This window comes from Brevibacillus sp. WF146, from assembly GCF_001673705.2.
GTDB classification, from domain to species: domain Bacteria; phylum Bacillota; class Bacilli; order Brevibacillales; family Brevibacillaceae; genus Brevibacillus; species Brevibacillus thermoruber.
In genome coordinates this window covers 315,135-332,421 of the sequence record NZ_CP109943.1, presented here as the reverse complement: position 1 = coordinate 332,421, position 17,287 = coordinate 315,135, and the positions used below count along the sequence as shown (strand labels likewise).

Here is a 17,287-nt window from a genome sequence, read left to right as displayed (position 1 = left end):
ATCAGTTAACTTTTAGCTATAGACAAGTTCTTTTTCGGTCAGACCCAGCGTCTGCGCGGTTGACGTCTGAATTTCTTGCAAAAGATCCGGGTTTTTCACGAGCGACACACCATAAGACGGAATCATTTCTTTAATTTTCCGTTTCCACTCTGTCATCTGCTGCGGGAAGCACTTCTCCAATACCTCCAGCATCACATGAACGACCGTAGAAGCACCTGGAGAAGCGCCAAGCAGCGCGGCTACCGAGCCGTCAGCGGCAGTAACCACTTCCGTACCGAATTGAAGGGTTCCTTTGCCGCCTTCCTTTGTATCTTTGATTACCTGCACACGTTGGCCCGCTACCACGATATCCCAATCTTCACTTTTGGCGGTCGGAATAAACTCGCGCAGTTCTTCCATGCGCTGTTCATTCGACAACAGAACTTGCTGGATCAGATACTTGGTCAATTTCATCTCTTTTACGCCTGCCGCCAGCATCGTCAAGACGTTATCCGGTTTTACGGAACGGATCAAGTCAAAATAGGAACCCGTTTTCAAGAATTTTGGTGAGAAGCCGGCAAACGGTCCAAACAGCAATGTTTTTTGATTATCAATATACCTGGTATCCAGATGCGGAACAGACATGGGTGGAGCGCCAACCTTGGCTTTACCGTATACTTTTGCATGGTGCTTGGCGATCACTTCCGGATTTTTACATACCATGAACAGTCCGCTTACCGGGAATCCGCCAATCCGTTTCGACTCCGGAATCCCCGTTTTTTGCAGCAGCGGCAGACTTCCGCCCCCAGCGCCGATAAACACGAATTTTGCCGTATGGGTTTCGATGTTACCGCTGTCGAGATCATGCACTTTTACTTTCCACGAGCCGTCGCTCGCACGTGTAATATCCTTAACCTGATGCTTGTAGCGGATCTCGACGTTTTGATTCTTCAAGTGGTCAAACAACATGCGTGTCAACGCACCAAAGTTGACATCCGTTCCCGAATCGATTTTTGTGGCCGCGATCGGTTCATTCACGGTACGGCCTTCCATGATCAGCGGAAACCATTCCTTCAATGTGACAGGGTCATCGGAAAACTCCATCCCTTTAAACAGCGGGATGTTCGACAGCGCTTCAAAACGTTTTTTCAAAAACGCCACATTCTTTTCCCCTTGTACGAAACTCATATGAGGAATGGGCATGATAAAGTCTTTCGGATTCCGAATCAGATTTCGGTTCACCAGATAAGACCAAAACTGTTTGGAAAGCTGAAATTGTTCATTGATTCTTATCGCTTTGCTAATATCGACAGACCCGTCAGATTTTTCGGGTGTATAGTTAAGCTCGCATAGAGCAGCATGGCCCGTACCTGCATTATTCCATTCGTTAGAGCTCTCTTCACCTGCGACTGGGAGTTTCTCAAACACTTTGATTTCCCATTCCGGTGCTAACTCTTTCAGCAATGTTCCCAAAGTCGCGCTCATGATTCCGGCACCAATCAAGATAACGTCTGTTTTCTTCTGGATATTGCTCATGATACCCCTTCCTTTTAAAAGAGTAGGCGCTCCTGCTTAGACATACAAAAGGAAGGCCCCCGCCTCGGAACACACCTTCTGTCTCAATTAAACCATCATACTCTATTATGATACCTATGGTTACAAATATCTACTATAAACTGATGGGGATAATCCATTTAGGTGCTGGTAATGATGGGGAGTCCGTCTGCGAGGGCCTGAGAACACGCAAAATTAAAGCAAGGGGTAAAACTACTCTACTAACCTTACGGGATTCCTGACACAACTCTTAGTTATCATGAGCGTAGTGTCAATGAGCTCCCGGTTCCCGATCTGTTTGTTTGCGTATTAAGAAACGGTAAACAATCGTCAACATGCGATGGGCCCACAGCGGTTAACGATATCCACCAGCATCAGCGGGTTTACCCGCATTCTGGACTTCGACGAGATAGCGCCAGCAATCCGGCTGTGACCCATCAAGATCAGTAAAGCCATATTCTTGTGCGAGTTGTCCGCTGGAAAGAGAGCAGCCGTTCCAACGGGAAACGTAAGGATCTCTGGCTAAAGCGACAACAGCACGTCCTACGAAACGCGGCGTTTCTGAGATGACGAAGTGCGGTTCCTTTCCAACTGCATCACGCCAATTGTCTTCACTGACCCCATAGTGATCCAGCATGATCTCCGAACGCATCCAGCCGGGAGTCAAACTAACGGCTGTACATTGATAGGGGCGAAGCTCATGAGCGAGTGCCCAAGCCATCCGAATGACAGAAGTCTTGGCCAAGTCATAAAACAGCGACAACCGATAGTTTTTTGCATTGTATTCGGCAGTGCCGTCCGTCATTTCGACAAGGAGTCCGTTCTTGTTCTTAATCAGTAAAGGCAAGGCAAAGTGGCTGGTGATGATATGTGTATCAATGGCCAAACGCAACATGCGCAGTCCCCTTTCCAAGGAATGCTCCCACACTGGTACGTTCCATTCTGCTAAATATTCTGCGCCCCATATATTATTAACGAGAATATCCAGGCGGTTCTGCTCCTGTTCAATGCGTGCCACCAGTGCTTGAACCTGGCTGGGGTCCAAATGATCGGTTGGCACAGCAATCCCTTCTCCACCAGCTTGGTTGACAAGATCTGCCGTTTCTTCAATCGTTTCAGGACGGTTGTACTCCGAACGCTGCGTGCGTGTCGTGCGCCCCGTCACATATACCGTTGCTCCGGCTGCTCCCAGTTCGACAGCGATGCCACGTCCGGCTCCTCTCGTCCCACCTGCAACCAAAGCGACTTTTCCACGTAAAGGTTTCATCTCATAAATGGCTCCTTTCTTTTCTTTCTTGATTGTTCATTGTAAACTGTAATGACGTCATCTATTGTCATATATGAAAGGAACCCTGCTTCATTTTTTACTTCCTCGAAAAAAGGTGAGGGTCATGAGAGCGGACAGACTCGTCAAAATCATGCTTTTGCTTCAAAACCATGTCAAAATGACAACCAGGGAACTGGCCGATGCATTGGAAGTTTCCCCCCGAACCATCTTGCGGGACATGGATGCGTTAAGTACTTCAGGTATTCCGGTTGTGGCTGAGAGGGGAAAAACAGGTGGATGGAGATTCATGGATCATTTTCACAACCAGTTAAGCGGAATGACACTGTCTGATATGAAATCGCTGTTCATCCTTCCTTCCGAAAAGATTTTGGCAGACCTGGGGATTGAGACAGAAGGAATTGATTTACGTCAAAAATTACTGGCATCGATGCCGGGACACACCAGGAACGAAGCTCGATCCTACCTGGAAAAAATCCATATCGATACAGACACCTGGAAACCTGCCAAAAAGAAGCTGGAAGCTTTTCAAACGGTGCAGCAAGCTTTATGGGAAGATCGAAAACTGAACATAGTGTATGAAAAAGCGAATGGTACGCGTACACAAAGGCTCGTTTCACCTCTGGGGCTGGTGGCGAAGGGGGGGACATGGTATCTTGTGGCAATGTGTGACGAGGGTGACTACCGCAGTTTCAGGATTTCACGTATACGGCAAGCAAATATGGAACCGTATACATTCGTAAGGCCAAAAAATTTTTCACTGGCAGCTTACTGGAAACAGAGCAAAGCGGAATTCGTGCGGACGCTTCCTGCTTATGAGGTGCAGGTTCTGGCGCATTCATCGATCATAAGCCGCATGACGTTTACAGACAAGTTTGTTCAACAGGTGCATACGGAAAAGACAACGGATCAGAACACAACTGAACATGAATGGACTCCTGTGACATTATGCTTTCCTAATGAACAAGAAGCCGTTTCGTACATCCTTGGCTTTGGAGATAGCATCAAGTTATTACATCCGGAACATCTCATTGAAACCATCGTTCAACAAGCCAAGGCTGTCATTACGCTCTATTCACGTTCTGCAAACGACTCCTCCGGATAACGGAAGACAAAAAAGAAGGGAATCGTGAGCAAGGTGGCTCACTTGTGATACGGATTGCCGCAGCCTCTCTACCTGCGAATCTTGAAAAAAGGTTTGTTTTCACTGCGATTTGCGGGAAGCATTTTTCCAATACCTCAAGCATCACATGAACGGCAGTAGAAGCACCTGAAGAAGCGCCGAGCAATGCAGTGATCGAACCGTCAGCGGCACAAATCACTTCCGCACCAAATTAAAGGGTTCCTTTACAGCCGGACTCCGTATCTTTTATCACTTGCACACGCTGGCCCGCGTTTCGTCTGAATCTGATGGGCTTACGAAATCAGGTTTAATTGTGTGTACCATCACTTGTGATACGGTTCTCCGAGTTTTAAAAATCTGTTAAAAAAAACCCCGCCGCAGCGAGGGTCTTGTAGAGTCCTGATAAGCATTTATTATGGACAAAACCGTATTTTTGTCCATATCGACTCACAGGGCATCATTTTTAAACGCAATTTGACCTTAACCAAAGATTGTAATTTCCCTATTATTAATATCTAACACTTCAATCTTCACAATACCACCAAGATTCTGTGACACTAAATCAGACAATTCTTTAAGTGCCATATGAAACTCATCATTTCTTGTTTCATCTATTAATTCGATACAGAGGAATGCATTTTTTGTATTTTCTGTTAACATTGTCCTCTTAGCTTCACGCCAATTCCAGCATCTGCATATTGCACCGGCATCATCTTTATAAACAATTTCACCTTCATATGGTGAAGCATTTTCATCACTTCCCAATGGGATAAACGGTTCGTTACCATTTGCCCGGGTTAGCCGAATATCTCCTACAAAAGTGTCGATATCTTCTCCACCACACGGAAGCCCATAACGTAATGAAATTGAATTATAGATGTCAACAAGCGGGTTTATTGTTCCGATATGATTGCCATTTTTCACTCTTTTTAATAAAGCCTCAATGGAACACCTTGCCCCTTTCTTTGTCTTAAATTTTTGAAAAGCTTCTCGCCAAACGAATATGACTGGATTACTACTGAATTCCTCCAGACTGAGAAATTTATGTGCTTCTTTCTCTGCTTCCTGCAGCAGCTTCTCGTAGATTTCAACGTCCCTTATTGAATTATCAATCCCCTGGCAAATAACGGTGCCTATTTTTGCATGAGGGAATAACGACCAAAAATCATCTTCAATGATAAATCTAGGCATAAAATATCTCTCCATTTCATTTTACTTATTGTCTTGGTAGAATCGCTATTTGTTGTGTCACAACACGACCACACGATAAATTTTCATCATAACACTCTTATGTCTTGGAGGGGCTCGCAAAGGCGGAGAATACCCCTAGAACAATATATAAATAACCAGTTATCCGATTCTGTAACTTTGAACTCACTTTAATCCGCTTTCTAATACTTGCTGCAAGAACTGCATACAGACCATCACTAATAAGAGCTAGGAGAATAAATATAGTTCCTAAAAGTAAAAATTGTACTGTGACTGAACCAGCAGAAGGTGATATGAATTGCGGAAAGAAGGCTAAAAAAAAGAGTGCAGTCTTAGGATTCATTACTTCTACGAGCGCTGATTCGTAAAAAATCTTTAATAATTTTTGGCGAGGGGCTTTTGGAATTTCTGAAGTCGTACTATCAGATGTAGAAAATAAAGTCTTACACCCCAGATAGATAAGATAAGCAGCACCCAGGTATTTAACGATATTAAAGGCTGTTGCTGATGTCATAAGGATCGCAGAAACTCCAATTGCTCCAGCTAAAACGTGAACAGAACCACCAAGAGATACACCAAGAACTGATACCAGTCCCGCTTTCTTCCCTTGATCTATACTTCTTGCCATAATATAGAACACAGCTGGTCCAGGTATTATTAACAATGTAGCAGCAGCAATTACAAATAGCCAAATAGTTGAAAACTCCATAATATGCAACTCCTTGTTGTATTTTTGCACATGATGGGCTCCTCCTTGATTGGTGAAAGCAAGGTTACACTTTATTTTTAAGGTTCGCTTTCATCAGGGAGGCAATTTGTTGCTCGTTTGGAAATAGAATCTGTTCCAACTGTTTTATTACGAGCTCTTGTCTGTGTTTGGAATGGTTTTGACTTAGCTTTGCTTTCCCTTCAATCCTATCGATTTTAATTTTGAATCCTTGCACCCCTTTGTTCATAGCTGAGAGAAATTCAGCATCTACATCCTGCAATCTGTAAGAACTGTCAGGAGCTTCATACTTCAATACCATATCATTCAAGGAACTCATTAGCTCGTGTTCATCCTCGATTAGCTCAACTTGTCCGTAAACATGAACGGTCACATAATTCCACGTTGGTACTGCTTGATTGGTCTCATACCAAGAGGGAGAGATATAACAATGAGGACCATGGAAAACGGCTAAGACTGTCTGATTTTGAATATCCTGCCACTGCGGGTTTGGACGGGCAAAATGACCGTACAAATAGGTTTGCTCCTTATTTAACATCAGAGGTAAATGTGTAGCGAAGGGCATTCCTTTATGAATGGAAAACAAAGTTGCAAAACTGTTCTCCTGTATGACATGGTAGGCAACAGTAACATCTTCCATCGTAAAATGCTCTGGGATATACATGTGAAACCTCCTCAATCCTGTTTTTTACATACAACACATATCCTTTACACGGTATGATATAATTCAAGCTGACATTTAAAAAGGTACAATACTGAGAAAATGCACATGTCAGTGAGATTTCCGAAAGAGAATAGTATTATACAAACTGACATAAAAAAAATATACAATAACAAACAAATATACATGTCAGGGGGGATGCAAATGAAAAATACCATTTTTACCTTCGAAGATAACTCTCCTAAATACAAACAAATCTACGAGAAATTTAAATCATTTATTGAACAAGGCGACTTAAAGGCGAATGAGCTCTTGCCCTCCATTCGTCAACTTGCAGATTCCTTACATGTAAGCCGTAATACAACATTAATGGCATATGAACAACTTGTTGCTGAAGGGTATATTCGTGGAGAGAGCCGAAAAGGTTATTTTGTAAATGAGTTAGAACCCCTTTTATTTCAAGAAGCTCACAGCTCTTCTCATCACAAGCAAACAGAGCCGGTACCACCTGTTCGCATTGATTTCCGCGCAGACGTGGTCGATCAATCGCATTTCCCTTTAAAAACGTGGAGGAGGATCTCGAATCAGGTATTAACAGTAAAGGACAGCTTTCGATACGGGGAACCTTTTGGCGAATTGTGCCTACGCGAACAAATCGCAGCATATTTACTCCAGTCTCGTGGGGTGAGAACAGATCCAAATGCAATCATTATCGGAAGTAGTACCCAACAAATGCTCGTATACCTTGGGCATATACTGAAGGATGAGTTCCAGAGTATTATAGTTGAAGACCCTGGTTACGACGGTGCTAGGGAAGCTTTTCAATTCCATCGTTTTATGTTTGAAACTTTGCCGGTTTATGAAACAGGTGCTGATCTTTCACAATTAGAACAAATGAAATCACGATTAATCTATGTAACCCCTTCCCATCACAGTCCATTGGGGGTAAGCATGTCCATTCAACAACGTCAAATGCTTATTCATTGGGCTAACAAGATGGAAGGATATATTATCGAAGACGATTATGATAGTGAATTTCGCTATACACAACAACCATTTCCAGCTCTCGCTTCCATAGATTCAGCAAGAGTCATTTATCTAGGGAATTTCTCAAAGTCCTTTCTTCCAGGAATTCGCTTAAGCTATATGGTGTTGCCACAGCCACTTTTAAACCGTTATAAAAATCAATTTCTTCGTTTCGAAAGTACCACTTCAATTCTTAGCCAACTCACAATGGCTAAATTTATGGAAGATGGAGAGTGGAATCGCCATATTAAGCGTATGCGTCTTGTTTATAAACGAAAAATGCAGCACTTAGTATCAGAATTAAGAAAGCAATTCGAGCAAAATATATCCATTATTGGCGAGCAGTCTGGTTTGTACTTATTAGCCAAAGTACACTTGAAGCGTTCAGAAGAATGGCTAATTCAACAAGCTTCTCTTCATGGTGTTAAAGTTTACCCTACCTCACTCTACTTCATTAAGAATCATACCGATAAACCAATTATTAAACTTGGTTTTAGTAATCTTTCTTGTGATGAAATCCAGCTTGGTGTGAAGCTCTTAAAAAAGGCATGGTTATAAAATACATCACACGTTTGCCACTTAAGAACGCCTTCCTATTGGTAGATCGGCTTCAAAAACTGCGCGGGATCAGTCTAAATCTTTATTTTCGCAGAACATAATCTACTTTTGCAGAAGCCACTCATCATATTGAACTAACGAAGATCGTTAGTTCAACAAAAAAAGCGGCGAACAAAGGCTTTATTTTATAGTCTTTGCTCCGGAGTACCATCACTTATGATACGGCTCACCGTACCTGTTGATAGGGTAAATATAGCCTAAATTTAATAAATCAGTTCTAACCGCCCCATTCCTGAATAAAGTTAATAATACGTATTTGGGAATGGGGTGTAAAAGAATGAGACGGTTTACATTAGGACAAGTTGTTCGGATAAAAAACCCAAGCGATTTAGGGATTATTTTAGCTGAATGCAAAGAACCAGAAGGCCATTGGTGTGTGGCGTTACGAACTAAAGAAGATAATTCTATTGTTGCTGTTTATGTTAAGGAAACAGAAATTGAATCATACAAAAGACACTGTTGGAATATTGGCTGTCATTCCAATGTTGACAGTGAGATTCATAAAACATGTAGTTCCTGTGGTTGGGTTATCTGCCCAAATTGTGGTGTGTGTAAAGAAGGTGGATGCGAACCATTCGGGTTAACTATACGTAAAACTAAACCAATCGGAAAATTAAAGGCAAAAATAATAAAAGCGAAGCCAAAAAACATAGTCAATTCTGGCGAGGATTTAGACGACTTTTTGTCCAATTCTTTCGACGAGTATGGGTTAGATAAAAGATTCTGGGATAGTATCGATAATATGTTAGAGAAATGAACCAAATGCTGAACCTTTTTACTTAAGAAGGGACAAACAAACCCTTCTTAAGTAAAATCCTTAAGGAATCAATTTTCATACCTTTTGGTCTTAGATTCAAAAGTTATTCTCCGCTCAGCTTTTCAACTCTGTATTATCAACTGGCTTAATATGCTCAAGTATTTGCAATAAGCGGAATGCAGGCTCGTCTGTTGAATGTGTTCTTTTCCTTGCCTCATTCTTGAGTTGTTCAATCTTATACGAATATTCCTCATTAAGTACAATGACTAGGTTAATTCCTTTATTCCGAAAATAAAGCTCCTCTTCTTTTAATTTCTTTGCTAATCCCGAAGGAACAAAGTTGAGTCCATATAATTGTGTAAAAACGGAGTCTCTTTAAAATAAGAGAGCCATTTCAAAAAACCCTCGGTTAGAATGAAGTTGTCCAGACAACATTCCAGGAGAGGGGATTTTGAAAATGGCTCATTACCAGATTACTGTAGATTCGCAGCTTTTGCAGCAACTATTTCTCGGAAATTCGCAGGATTCGGGGGTGGCCAAGCTGCTGGAATCGGTATTGAATCAGGTATTGCAGGCCCAGGCTACGGAACAGCTTTCTGCGGAACCGTACGAACGTACAGATGAACGTCAAGGTTATCGAAACGGTACATATCCTCATCAATTGACCACGCGTGTGGGAACGGTCACCCTTCGGGTGCCACGAATTCGAAACGGAAAGTTCTCGACAGAAATGTTTGCCCGCTATCAGCGAAGTGAACAAGCCTTGGTTTTAGCTCTCATGGAAATGGTGGTGAATGGGGTATCAACTCGAAAAGTTGCCCAAATCACGGAGGAACTGTGTGGAACCGAATTCTCTAAGTCTACTGTTTCCGACCTGTGTAAACGCCTGGATCCGATTGTAACGGCTTGGAACAACCGAAATCTACGAGAGAGCTTCTATCCATTTCTCATTGTAGATGCCCTCGTTTTAAAGGTGCGTGAAGAGGGGCGTGTACGCTCTCGTGGCGTGATGTTGGCCTACGGGGTGAATAAGGAAGGCTACCGAGAAGTCCTTGGACTGATGCTTGGAGATAGTGAATCAGAGGCCAGTTGGAGTGAGTTTTTTAGCTGGCTGAAAGATCGAGGCTTGCGAGGCGTAGAACTGATTGTGTCCGATCAACATGGTGGGCTCGTACGAGCCATTCGTACTCATTTTCAAGGGGTGACGTGGCAACGGTGTCAGACTCATTTTATGCGAAATATTCTTGACGCCACCCCCAAGCAGCTGCAGGAGGAGTTGTATCCCCGTGTTCGTGCGATTTTGGATGCCCCTGATCTTGAAACGGCACGGTTGTTGTTGCAACAAACGGTGGAAATATACGAGGCCAAAGCTACAAAGGCGATTTCGGTTTTGGAGAATGGTTTTGATGATGCCACAGCCATTCTTCTGCTGCCCGAAAAGTACCGTAAACGACTTCGGACAACAAATGGCATGGAGCGACTCAACGAAGAAATTCGACGACGAGAACGTGTCATTCGCATTTTTCCTAACCGTGAATCGGTTATTCGCCTAATCGGAGCTTTGCTTATGGAGATAGACGAAAAATGGGCAAGTGGCAAAAAGTATCTCGATATGGCAGAGTATTTGGAATGGCGAGAAACTCAGGCAACAAAAGCGGTGTCTAAAGTGACTCGCATTGGCTAATTTATTTCTCTACCGAGGGGAATTTACACACAAATACGGACTTGATCAGGAACAACCGGAGTCCAGACTTGAAACTCGTATGTACGGCCAGAAAACTCCTGTTCAGCGAATCTAACTGCTCGTTCAATCTTGTTTCTAATTCGCTTTATTGTTTCATCATAACCCTTTCCATAAAGAGTTCCTCGAATATGAGTGATGACTTCACACAAATACACCTTTTGCCCTTGTTCTCCGAATGCAACTACATCAATTTCACCTTGTTCATTATCATAATGAACATTGTAAACGACAATTTTACAACCCATCACGTATTTAAAGTATGACCCAATTAAACTTTCACCAATGTCTACCATAACTCCCTCCAATATTAGAAATATTTCATGAAAAAGCAGAGGTAACTTGAAGCTACCTCTGTTTATGCTAGAATCTTGTTAATCATTTTGCCAATGTACGTTGCTTTATCCTCTACTTGGAACAATACATTGAACTTCTCTAGCTCTTCTTTGCTTAGTTTTGTTCCTGTATTCAAGAGATTTACATATTCTGTATTTGAGATGATAAACGAGTTTAGCACAATGGAGCTATTCCCAAGTGTAGCTTCTTTCTCCTTGACTGTCTGGTAAAACTGGATTTTCTTATCATACACAGACATGTTTCTTATGCCTTTAGGGTCAACAAATGTGATGTATTGCTTACCCTGATAGAGAATCCATACGATAAAATCTGGATGGAAATTTCCCGCTTCGAAGAATCCAATTCCTTTACCTCGTGATTGGTTTCGTAGCAAATATAACTCTTTGTCTTGGAAGAAGCTCTTATTTTGCTCGTAGTAAGCCCGTAAATCGTCGACAAATTGGTATTCACCTTTGTTTAAAGGTGGAGGGGAAACCGATGCCACATTGCCCTCTAGATGAATAAGGGGTTTATAAAGATGTTGCTCAAAATCAAATATCTCCATTGTACCGTGTTGAACTGGCCTCATGTTGTTTGATTCAAGCATCTTCTGTAGCTGCTCTAGCTTTGTTTTCAGTGTAGTTTCAGATGTATCGTAGGTGACACGATACTCACGAATAAAGTTCTTATCCCCTTCGTTTAAATCCCTATATTCCGTAAAATATTCTTCCCACTCTTTTTTACGATACCAATAATATTGCTCACAATACTTCTTCAATAGGGCAACCGCAATCTCTTCCCATCTCTTGACCTTCTGAAAAGAATCAAAAACCATTTCCGCTTTCGGAATATAAAGGATATACCAATCCTGTCGGTTGAGTAGTTCTTTAATATTTTCTTTTGAAAGCTTGAGATTGTACCAAGCACGTTCATTTTTAAACTTTTGAAGTTCAAAATATATCCGCTCTAAATCCATGAATGCCAAGTGTATAGGCTCTAACTTACACTCATCCATTACATCTGGAAGAACCGCCACTTGTGAAGAAGACTGTTTTCGGCTTTCCGTTCTCTGAATTCTAGGATACCAATTCAGTATTACTTTTAAATTCATTTCTTCGGTGGCTGGTTCAAGAGCTGGTTTAGGCCCATTTTTCTTAAATGAGTTGATATCGATATCTTTTAGGTCAAGGGTTTTTAGGTTTATATTTCTTCGTGCGTAATCAGGAATAACTTTTAAGCGTATAGTTTCTTTATCGTTATCCGTTTTAATTCCTTCATCCTCAAGGTATTCTCTAAACTGCTGCATATAGTCAGCACGAACACCAAAAATATTGAGTGTTTCTAAGACCTTAATGTGAGGCGGAATTTCCGTATTTTCTAGTCTCAAAGCTTCACTTCGCTTCAAACTCATTCCATAACCTTTGAGACGGACACCTCGCCCAAAAAGCTGTATAATTTCAGAACCTTCGCCACGTCCCATGTTCATTAATCCCATAGTGCTTACTCGCCAGCTACTCCAACCCTCTGTAAACTTTTTAGAACCTATCAGGACATGAATTTTAGATTCACGCTCATTTAACCGATGGAACAAAGAATCCCTAAACTGTTCTTCAGTAACATGCAAATCAGAATACGTTTCACATAATTTGCATAATGCTGCAGCATCCCCCACATTGATAACTCCAAATGGCTCATTATCTCCCAGACGCAAAGCTATTTCGCTATCTACACCTTTCAGGTTCACAACATGTAACACTGCTCCAGAATGACTTGCATGGAAAACTGTCGACAATATATCAGCATACAAAGCTTCTGGGGTCATATCCAACGTTGCTAGATAGGTAAATGCATTACGGAATATTTCCCTGCCTTTTTCATCCCGTAAACCAGCATTACCATTCATCAATCGCTCTATATATGATATACTTCGCTTTTCCTCTTTTGCGAATTGTGCAATGAACAGAAGAACATCTGTTACGTCAGAAACCTTTTTCCCTCTTTCTGTTCTAATGGCGTTTACACTGCTTCCTACAAACACTAATAAAGGTTTCTCAATTAAAAAAGGTCGTATAGAATGTTCACGGTCTCTATATAGCTTAAGCTGTTGATAGAATGTAACCAAACAAGCTGTTAAGTAGAGACGACGGATATCCTCATTTGAATCATCAGCCAAATTCAGGATTTGAAAATCCTTTCCGAATCCATCCTTATAGAAATAACGGTAGGAGTAATCAAATAGGATACACTTTGCGTATTCTTGTTGTAAGTCCTTATTACCTGAAACTGCTTGACCAAATGTTGCCGAATATTCGAATGCAAATCCTTGTTCACTTAAACGGTCTCGCATTCTCTTCCACTCTTGTCCACTTGAACCTCGATGTCCCTCATCCACAAGAACCAAATTGTTACCCTCGAATGTATCAACGGCAACCGTCTTTTCCCCGGATTCCTCTCTGATTCTTTGGATATTAATAATGGTCACACTTTGCTGACGGAACAGGCTGCCCTGGTCTTTATCAAATAACTCTGCATCAATGCCTGAAAGCTCAAATTCACGTAAATGCTGTATGGATAAGTCTTCCTTTGGAGTGAGAAGGATAATTTGGTTCAGCTCGTTTTCTTTACGATACTTTGAAAAGTAATGCAAATATTGCAGGATGTTTACATGCATTAACAACGTTTTGCCTGAACCTGTTGCGTTCCAAAAGGCCAATTTCTTTAAATCCTCCAAGGTGTACCTATCAATTTGGGCATTCTCTCTTTCATTAAAAGAAACCAAAAAGTTGTTTAGCTCATTCAACAAAGCTTCCGAATCGGTAAAATAACGGTCCAGATATATTTCTGTAAACAAGAGGGATAAATATTGGAAGTACTTCCACTTAATCGGCTCTTTTCTCTTCAAATTGATACGCATGGTGTGACGTACAATGTTTTCATCATACTGGCGTAACATCTCATTACTTAACTTTGGACGGTCAAAAAGTCGATTGGAAAGGAAGTGGTAGAAGTGGGATATGTTATCACTATCCCACCCCTCTAATTCGGGCTCTTTCATCCCCATTACCAAATCATCAAAATTATCCGCTTCAAATAAATGAAGCATAAAACGGTTCAAAACAAGGCGTTTGTTAAAGGGAATAGTAGTTGCTCTGTTTGAATTTCTCGGCATCTCGATTCCCCCCCTTTACACATCTTGCACATCAAACATGAGACGCTTAAATTCTTCTTCAATCAGTTTTACTTTCCACGTGTTCTCTTGTAATTTGATGTTTTCTAAGTGATTGTCACCATTGACATAGATATAGTCAAACTCGTTATCGCGGGTATTATACTTGCTCTTCGCGAAAAACTTTTCTAAGTCCTCATTTGATTTTTCTTTAACATTTCTCCAGATAATAAGTGCTCTCTCTCCAGTAGGCAATTCACCCTTAATAACCTTAAATCCTTGAACTACTTCTATTTGCCGAACCGTAAGTCCCAAAAGATAATTGAAAGTCTCCACTACATCAACGGTTTTGACTGTCGTTTCCGTACCATTGGAAATTTTTAATTTGTAATTAAATGGGTTTTCGAATATTTCAAGGTTTAGAAGAGAAGCACTTCCTTCTGTTTCAATATCAAGCATGTAAGAAAGAAGATACTCCTCGCGAGTTTCTGTTGGCATCAGCTCCAGTGCCAATTGTTGTTCGTCTGTACGGTTGATATCAAGATTGTTTAATGTATCTTCATATGACTCAAGGCGAATATACTTAAACATGTGACTAGAGCCTTGACGAGAGACTGGTTTACCGTCTTTCCAATCTTTAGAGTAAATAACCTTTTGAATACGCGGTTTCAGTACGGTATCAAAGTAGGTGCCCATTTCTACTAAAATGTATTTTCGGTTGCCCCCATCTTCTCGATTAAGATTTATAACAGCATGGGCGGTGGTACCAGAGCCAGCAAAGAAATCAAGGATATTGGCATTAACGCCGCCACCTGAAACTTTAATGCAATCTTGTACTGCAAAAACTGATTTTGGAAATGGGAATTTATGTCCAATCCCGAACATATCAGTTAATAAATTCGTCCCATATTCACCAGCAGAGTATTTTGCCTTGTCCCACCAGGTGCCGGGCAACGCACCTTCAGTATTTAAATAGTTTCTCCTAAAAACTTGCAGTTCCCCATTATCACCTTTGTCAACTTTTAAATGGTGTGGATTACTATTTACTCTTTCATGTCCCCATTTCCATACTTTCTCAACACCAATAGCGTTAATCGGCCAAAAAACTTGTTCATCCGCTTTCGGTTGCTCAAGTATTATCCATTCCTTACGTGTTGCGTCCCATTCCATATTTGGTACCCTGATACCTTGATTGGAGTAGTAGATTGGATAATACTGTTTGGGTCGGTCGGCCCTATTTGAATCCGTTCCGGTTTTTCTAAAGTTTTCCCATAGATATTGTCGGCCTTCCTCATCAATCTCACCATATCTTGCATTTTGTTGCTCTGAACGTTCTAAACGACCTACACTATCCACACCTTCCCCAGCAGCAAAAAACAATGCATATTCATGATTGACGGCGAAACCTTTTACTGTGGAACGACCTTGTGGATTATTCCTGATGGGAACGGTTCCCAGATGATTTTCCATCTTAAAAATATTTGCCAAAACGAACCACAAATTACGAAACTCATAATCGTCAATTGTCGTACATATAATTCCGTCTCGAGTCAAAAAATCTCTAGCAATAGCTAATCGGTTTTCGACAAGGCTTAACCATGACGAGTGCTTAAAGGAATTCTTATAAAGGATTTCCGATGCGCTCGTATTATAGGGGGGGTCTATATATATACTCTTAACCCGCTCCTTATAACTTTCCCGTAATAGGTGAAGAGCTTGAAAATTTTCACTGTGTACCAATACCCCATCAAGTTTTTCGTTTATATCATCAAGACTCATTAAAAGCTTGTCAATAAATGATTGGTCAAAAAACTTGGTATCTAGTACCAAGTAAGGATTAGCTTTGAGAAACTCTACCTTCAGAGATTCACTGTAACCTGGTTTGTTCGTATCTTCTTTAATTTCATCAATGGCAAAAAGATTTTTCCATTCTTCTATCTGTTCGTGGTTTTGAACAATCTGTGGGTATAGTTCTTCTGGTACACGGTCAAGCGTGACACAATAATTTGTCTCCACAACAAACTTCTTTTTTAACCAAAGTTTTTTCTGGAACTTCTCAATCTGCTCTAAGAATTTAATAATTTTATGTCCAATGCTCTTTACTACCTTTATTTTTGATAAATATTGCTCAATACGAGCTTCGTTTTCCGTATCCAAGTCATCCAAGTGCATGATTTCGTTCTTGATATAAAAGTCCAATTCTCGGCGTAAAAAGCCACCAAGGTCTTTATGAATAAAATAATCAAAAGTATTTTTTGAAGTATAGTCGTTTAAATGTTTCTCAAGTATGGTTCGATTCTTGTTTTTCTCTGTCGGTGCTAAAGTACGTAATTCTTGAATCCAATCTGTATAACTTTCAAGATTTAATATACTCTCAACAGCTTGTTGATTTAATGTTGTCTGCTTTTCTTTATTTTCTCTGTATACAAATCGAATGAAAAGTTCTCCCTGCTCTTCATACAATGGTGATTCTTCACACAGGATAAATCTACGTTCTTTCCCTTCTTGCTCTTTGTTGTTGTTCTGTTCTGTAGATGCCTCTGTTAAGACAAAGTGAACCTTTTTCCCAGAAGGCAGCTTAAAAGAATAGTCCCGGAAATACTCGGAAGTCTTTACATAGTATTGGTCAGCATTAGCCCAATATAGCTTAACCTCTTCTCCCTCATATGGAATTGCGTATACATCTTTCTTATACTTACGTTTAGATATAAAATCACCATTATCATAATAACGACTAAAGAAGGTGACTAAATGTGAATACACCTCATTCTCTAACGCATTTAGGTCAATAGTCTGAGCCAATTGTTCCTGTAATGCTTTATATTTTGGCGATGTTTCCGGTTCCACTCCCGCGTCCTGCAAATTTTTCCTTAGCTGCTCCAATTCTTTACGAATGTTCACTTGGTCTATAGTTTGATATTTTTCAAATGCCTGTTTTACTTGCGGTAGTAAATCTTGGTGAAGAAAATTTCTTATTTCTCCACGTTTTTGGTTCATAATGCGATAAATACCAAAATCTAAATCCTCATTATCAAACTGGAACATCTCTTCAAGCAAACTAACGAGCTGTTCATATTTCGTCTTCATAGTGACCTCCAACTTGAA

12 protein-coding genes and 1 pseudogene are annotated in these 17,287 nt (G+C 40.9%); 4 read left to right on the top strand and 9 right to left on the bottom strand.

What is annotated here, in order from left to right; genetic code table 11:
• Positions 1-12 precede the first annotated feature (12 nt).
• Positions 13-1,515 (bottom strand): malate:quinone oxidoreductase, encoded by a 1,503-nt coding sequence (locus A6764_RS01825; protein ID WP_065067526.1) that lies wholly within the window; start codon positions 1,513-1,515, stop codon positions 13-15.
• Between the two features lie 373 nt (positions 1,516-1,888).
• Positions 1,889-2,800 carry an SDR family oxidoreductase gene (locus tag A6764_RS01820; RefSeq protein ID WP_065067527.1) on the bottom strand — a complete coding sequence of 304 codons (912 nt, stop codon included), beginning with the start codon at positions 2,798-2,800 and terminating at the stop codon, positions 1,889-1,891.
• 124 nt (positions 2,801-2,924) lie between these two features.
• Here A6764_RS01820 and A6764_RS01815 point away from each other — a divergent pair, with 124 nt between their 5' ends.
• Positions 2,925-3,923: a helix-turn-helix transcriptional regulator gene (locus A6764_RS01815; protein ID WP_065067528.1), complete on the top strand. Its 999-nt coding sequence runs from the start codon at positions 2,925-2,927 to the stop codon at positions 3,921-3,923.
• A 109-nt stretch (positions 3,924-4,032) separates the two neighbouring features.
• On the opposite strand, the pseudogene A6764_RS01810 reads toward A6764_RS01815, so the two are convergent.
• From A6764_RS01810 to A6764_RS01795, 4 genes and pseudogenes are all read right to left on the bottom strand, one after another.
• Positions 4,033-4,212 (bottom strand): annotated as a pseudogene (locus A6764_RS01810) (malate:quinone oxidoreductase); the annotation flags it as partial.
• A 209-nt stretch (positions 4,213-4,421) separates the two neighbouring features.
• Positions 4,422-5,132 (bottom strand): B3/B4 domain-containing protein, encoded by a 711-nt coding sequence (locus A6764_RS01805; protein ID WP_065067529.1) that lies wholly within the window; start codon positions 5,130-5,132, stop codon positions 4,422-4,424.
• A gap of 97 nt (positions 5,133-5,229) precedes the next feature.
• Positions 5,230-5,859, bottom strand: coding sequence for a LysE family translocator (locus A6764_RS01800; protein WP_083989855.1), 630 nt, complete (start codon positions 5,857-5,859; stop codon positions 5,230-5,232).
• A gap of 64 nt (positions 5,860-5,923) precedes the next feature.
• Positions 5,924-6,541, bottom strand: a complete 618-nt coding sequence (locus A6764_RS01795; RefSeq protein WP_065067530.1) for an FMN-binding negative transcriptional regulator — start codon at positions 6,539-6,541, stop codon at positions 5,924-5,926.
• A 201-nt stretch (positions 6,542-6,742) separates the two neighbouring features.
• On the opposite strand from A6764_RS01795, the gene A6764_RS01790 reads away from it, so the two are divergent.
• From A6764_RS01790 to A6764_RS01780, 3 genes are all read left to right on the top strand, one after another.
• The gene (locus A6764_RS01790) at positions 6,743-8,122 is read left to right on the top strand and encodes a MocR-like pyridoxine biosynthesis transcription factor PdxR (protein ID WP_065067531.1); all 1,380 of its coding nucleotides are present in this window, start codon (positions 6,743-6,745) and stop codon (positions 8,120-8,122) included.
• A 337-nt stretch (positions 8,123-8,459) separates the two neighbouring features.
• Positions 8,460-8,939, top strand: coding sequence for a hypothetical protein (locus A6764_RS01785; protein ID WP_141669721.1), 480 nt, complete (start codon positions 8,460-8,462; stop codon positions 8,937-8,939).
• Between the two features lie 457 nt (positions 8,940-9,396).
• Positions 9,397-10,623: an IS256 family transposase gene (locus tag A6764_RS01780; protein WP_065068428.1), complete on the top strand. Its 1,227-nt coding sequence runs from the start codon at positions 9,397-9,399 to the stop codon at positions 10,621-10,623.
• A 23-nt stretch (positions 10,624-10,646) separates the two neighbouring features.
• Here the strand turns inward: A6764_RS01780 and A6764_RS01775 are convergent, their stop codons facing one another.
• The 3 genes from A6764_RS01775 to A6764_RS01765 all read right to left on the bottom strand — a co-directional run bounded on the left by A6764_RS01775 (position 10,647) and on the right by A6764_RS01765 (position 17,269).
• Complete coding sequence (locus A6764_RS01775; RefSeq protein ID WP_264622371.1) at positions 10,647-10,976, bottom strand: hypothetical protein; 330 nt, start codon at positions 10,974-10,976, stop codon at positions 10,647-10,649.
• A gap of 62 nt (positions 10,977-11,038) precedes the next feature.
• Positions 11,039-14,185, bottom strand: coding sequence for a DEAD/DEAH box helicase family protein (locus tag A6764_RS01770; RefSeq protein WP_065067533.1), 3,147 nt, complete (start codon positions 14,183-14,185; stop codon positions 11,039-11,041).
• 15 nt (positions 14,186-14,200) lie between these two features.
• Positions 14,201-17,269, bottom strand: coding sequence for a site-specific DNA-methyltransferase (locus A6764_RS01765; protein WP_065067534.1), 3,069 nt, complete (start codon positions 17,267-17,269; stop codon positions 14,201-14,203).
• Positions 17,270-17,287 lie beyond the last annotated feature (18 nt).

Excerpts from the sequence above, each read along its gene's own strand:
- A6764_RS01775 (WP_264622371.1), bottom strand. The coding sequence starts at position 10,976 with ATGGTAGACATTGGTGAAAGTTTAATTGGGTCATACTTTAAATACGTG.
- A6764_RS01795 (WP_065067530.1), bottom strand. The coding sequence starts at position 6,541 with ATGTATATCCCAGAGCATTTTACGATGGAAGATGTTACTGTTGCCTAC.
- A6764_RS01785 (WP_141669721.1), top strand. The coding sequence starts at position 8,460 with ATGAGACGGTTTACATTAGGACAAGTTGTTCGGATAAAAAACCCAAGC.
- A6764_RS01790 (WP_065067531.1), top strand. The coding sequence starts at position 6,743 with ATGAAAAATACCATTTTTACCTTCGAAGATAACTCTCCTAAATACAAA.
- A6764_RS01765 (WP_065067534.1), bottom strand. The coding sequence starts at position 17,269 with ATGAAGACGAAATATGAACAGCTCGTTAGTTTGCTTGAAGAGATGTTC.
- A6764_RS01770 (WP_065067533.1), bottom strand. The coding sequence starts at position 14,185 with ATGCCGAGAAATTCAAACAGAGCAACTACTATTCCCTTTAACAAACGC.
- A6764_RS01805 (WP_065067529.1), bottom strand. The coding sequence starts at position 5,132 with ATGCCTAGATTTATCATTGAAGATGATTTTTGGTCGTTATTCCCTCAT.
- A6764_RS01825 (WP_065067526.1), bottom strand. The coding sequence starts at position 1,515 with ATGAGCAATATCCAGAAGAAAACAGACGTTATCTTGATTGGTGCCGGA.
- A6764_RS01780 (WP_065068428.1), top strand. The coding sequence starts at position 9,397 with ATGGCTCATTACCAGATTACTGTAGATTCGCAGCTTTTGCAGCAACTA.
- A6764_RS01800 (WP_083989855.1), bottom strand. The coding sequence starts at position 5,859 with ATGGAGTTTTCAACTATTTGGCTATTTGTAATTGCTGCTGCTACATTG.
- A6764_RS01815 (WP_065067528.1), top strand. The coding sequence starts at position 2,925 with ATGAGAGCGGACAGACTCGTCAAAATCATGCTTTTGCTTCAAAACCAT.
- A6764_RS01820 (WP_065067527.1), bottom strand. The coding sequence starts at position 2,800 with ATGAAACCTTTACGTGGAAAAGTCGCTTTGGTTGCAGGTGGGACGAGA.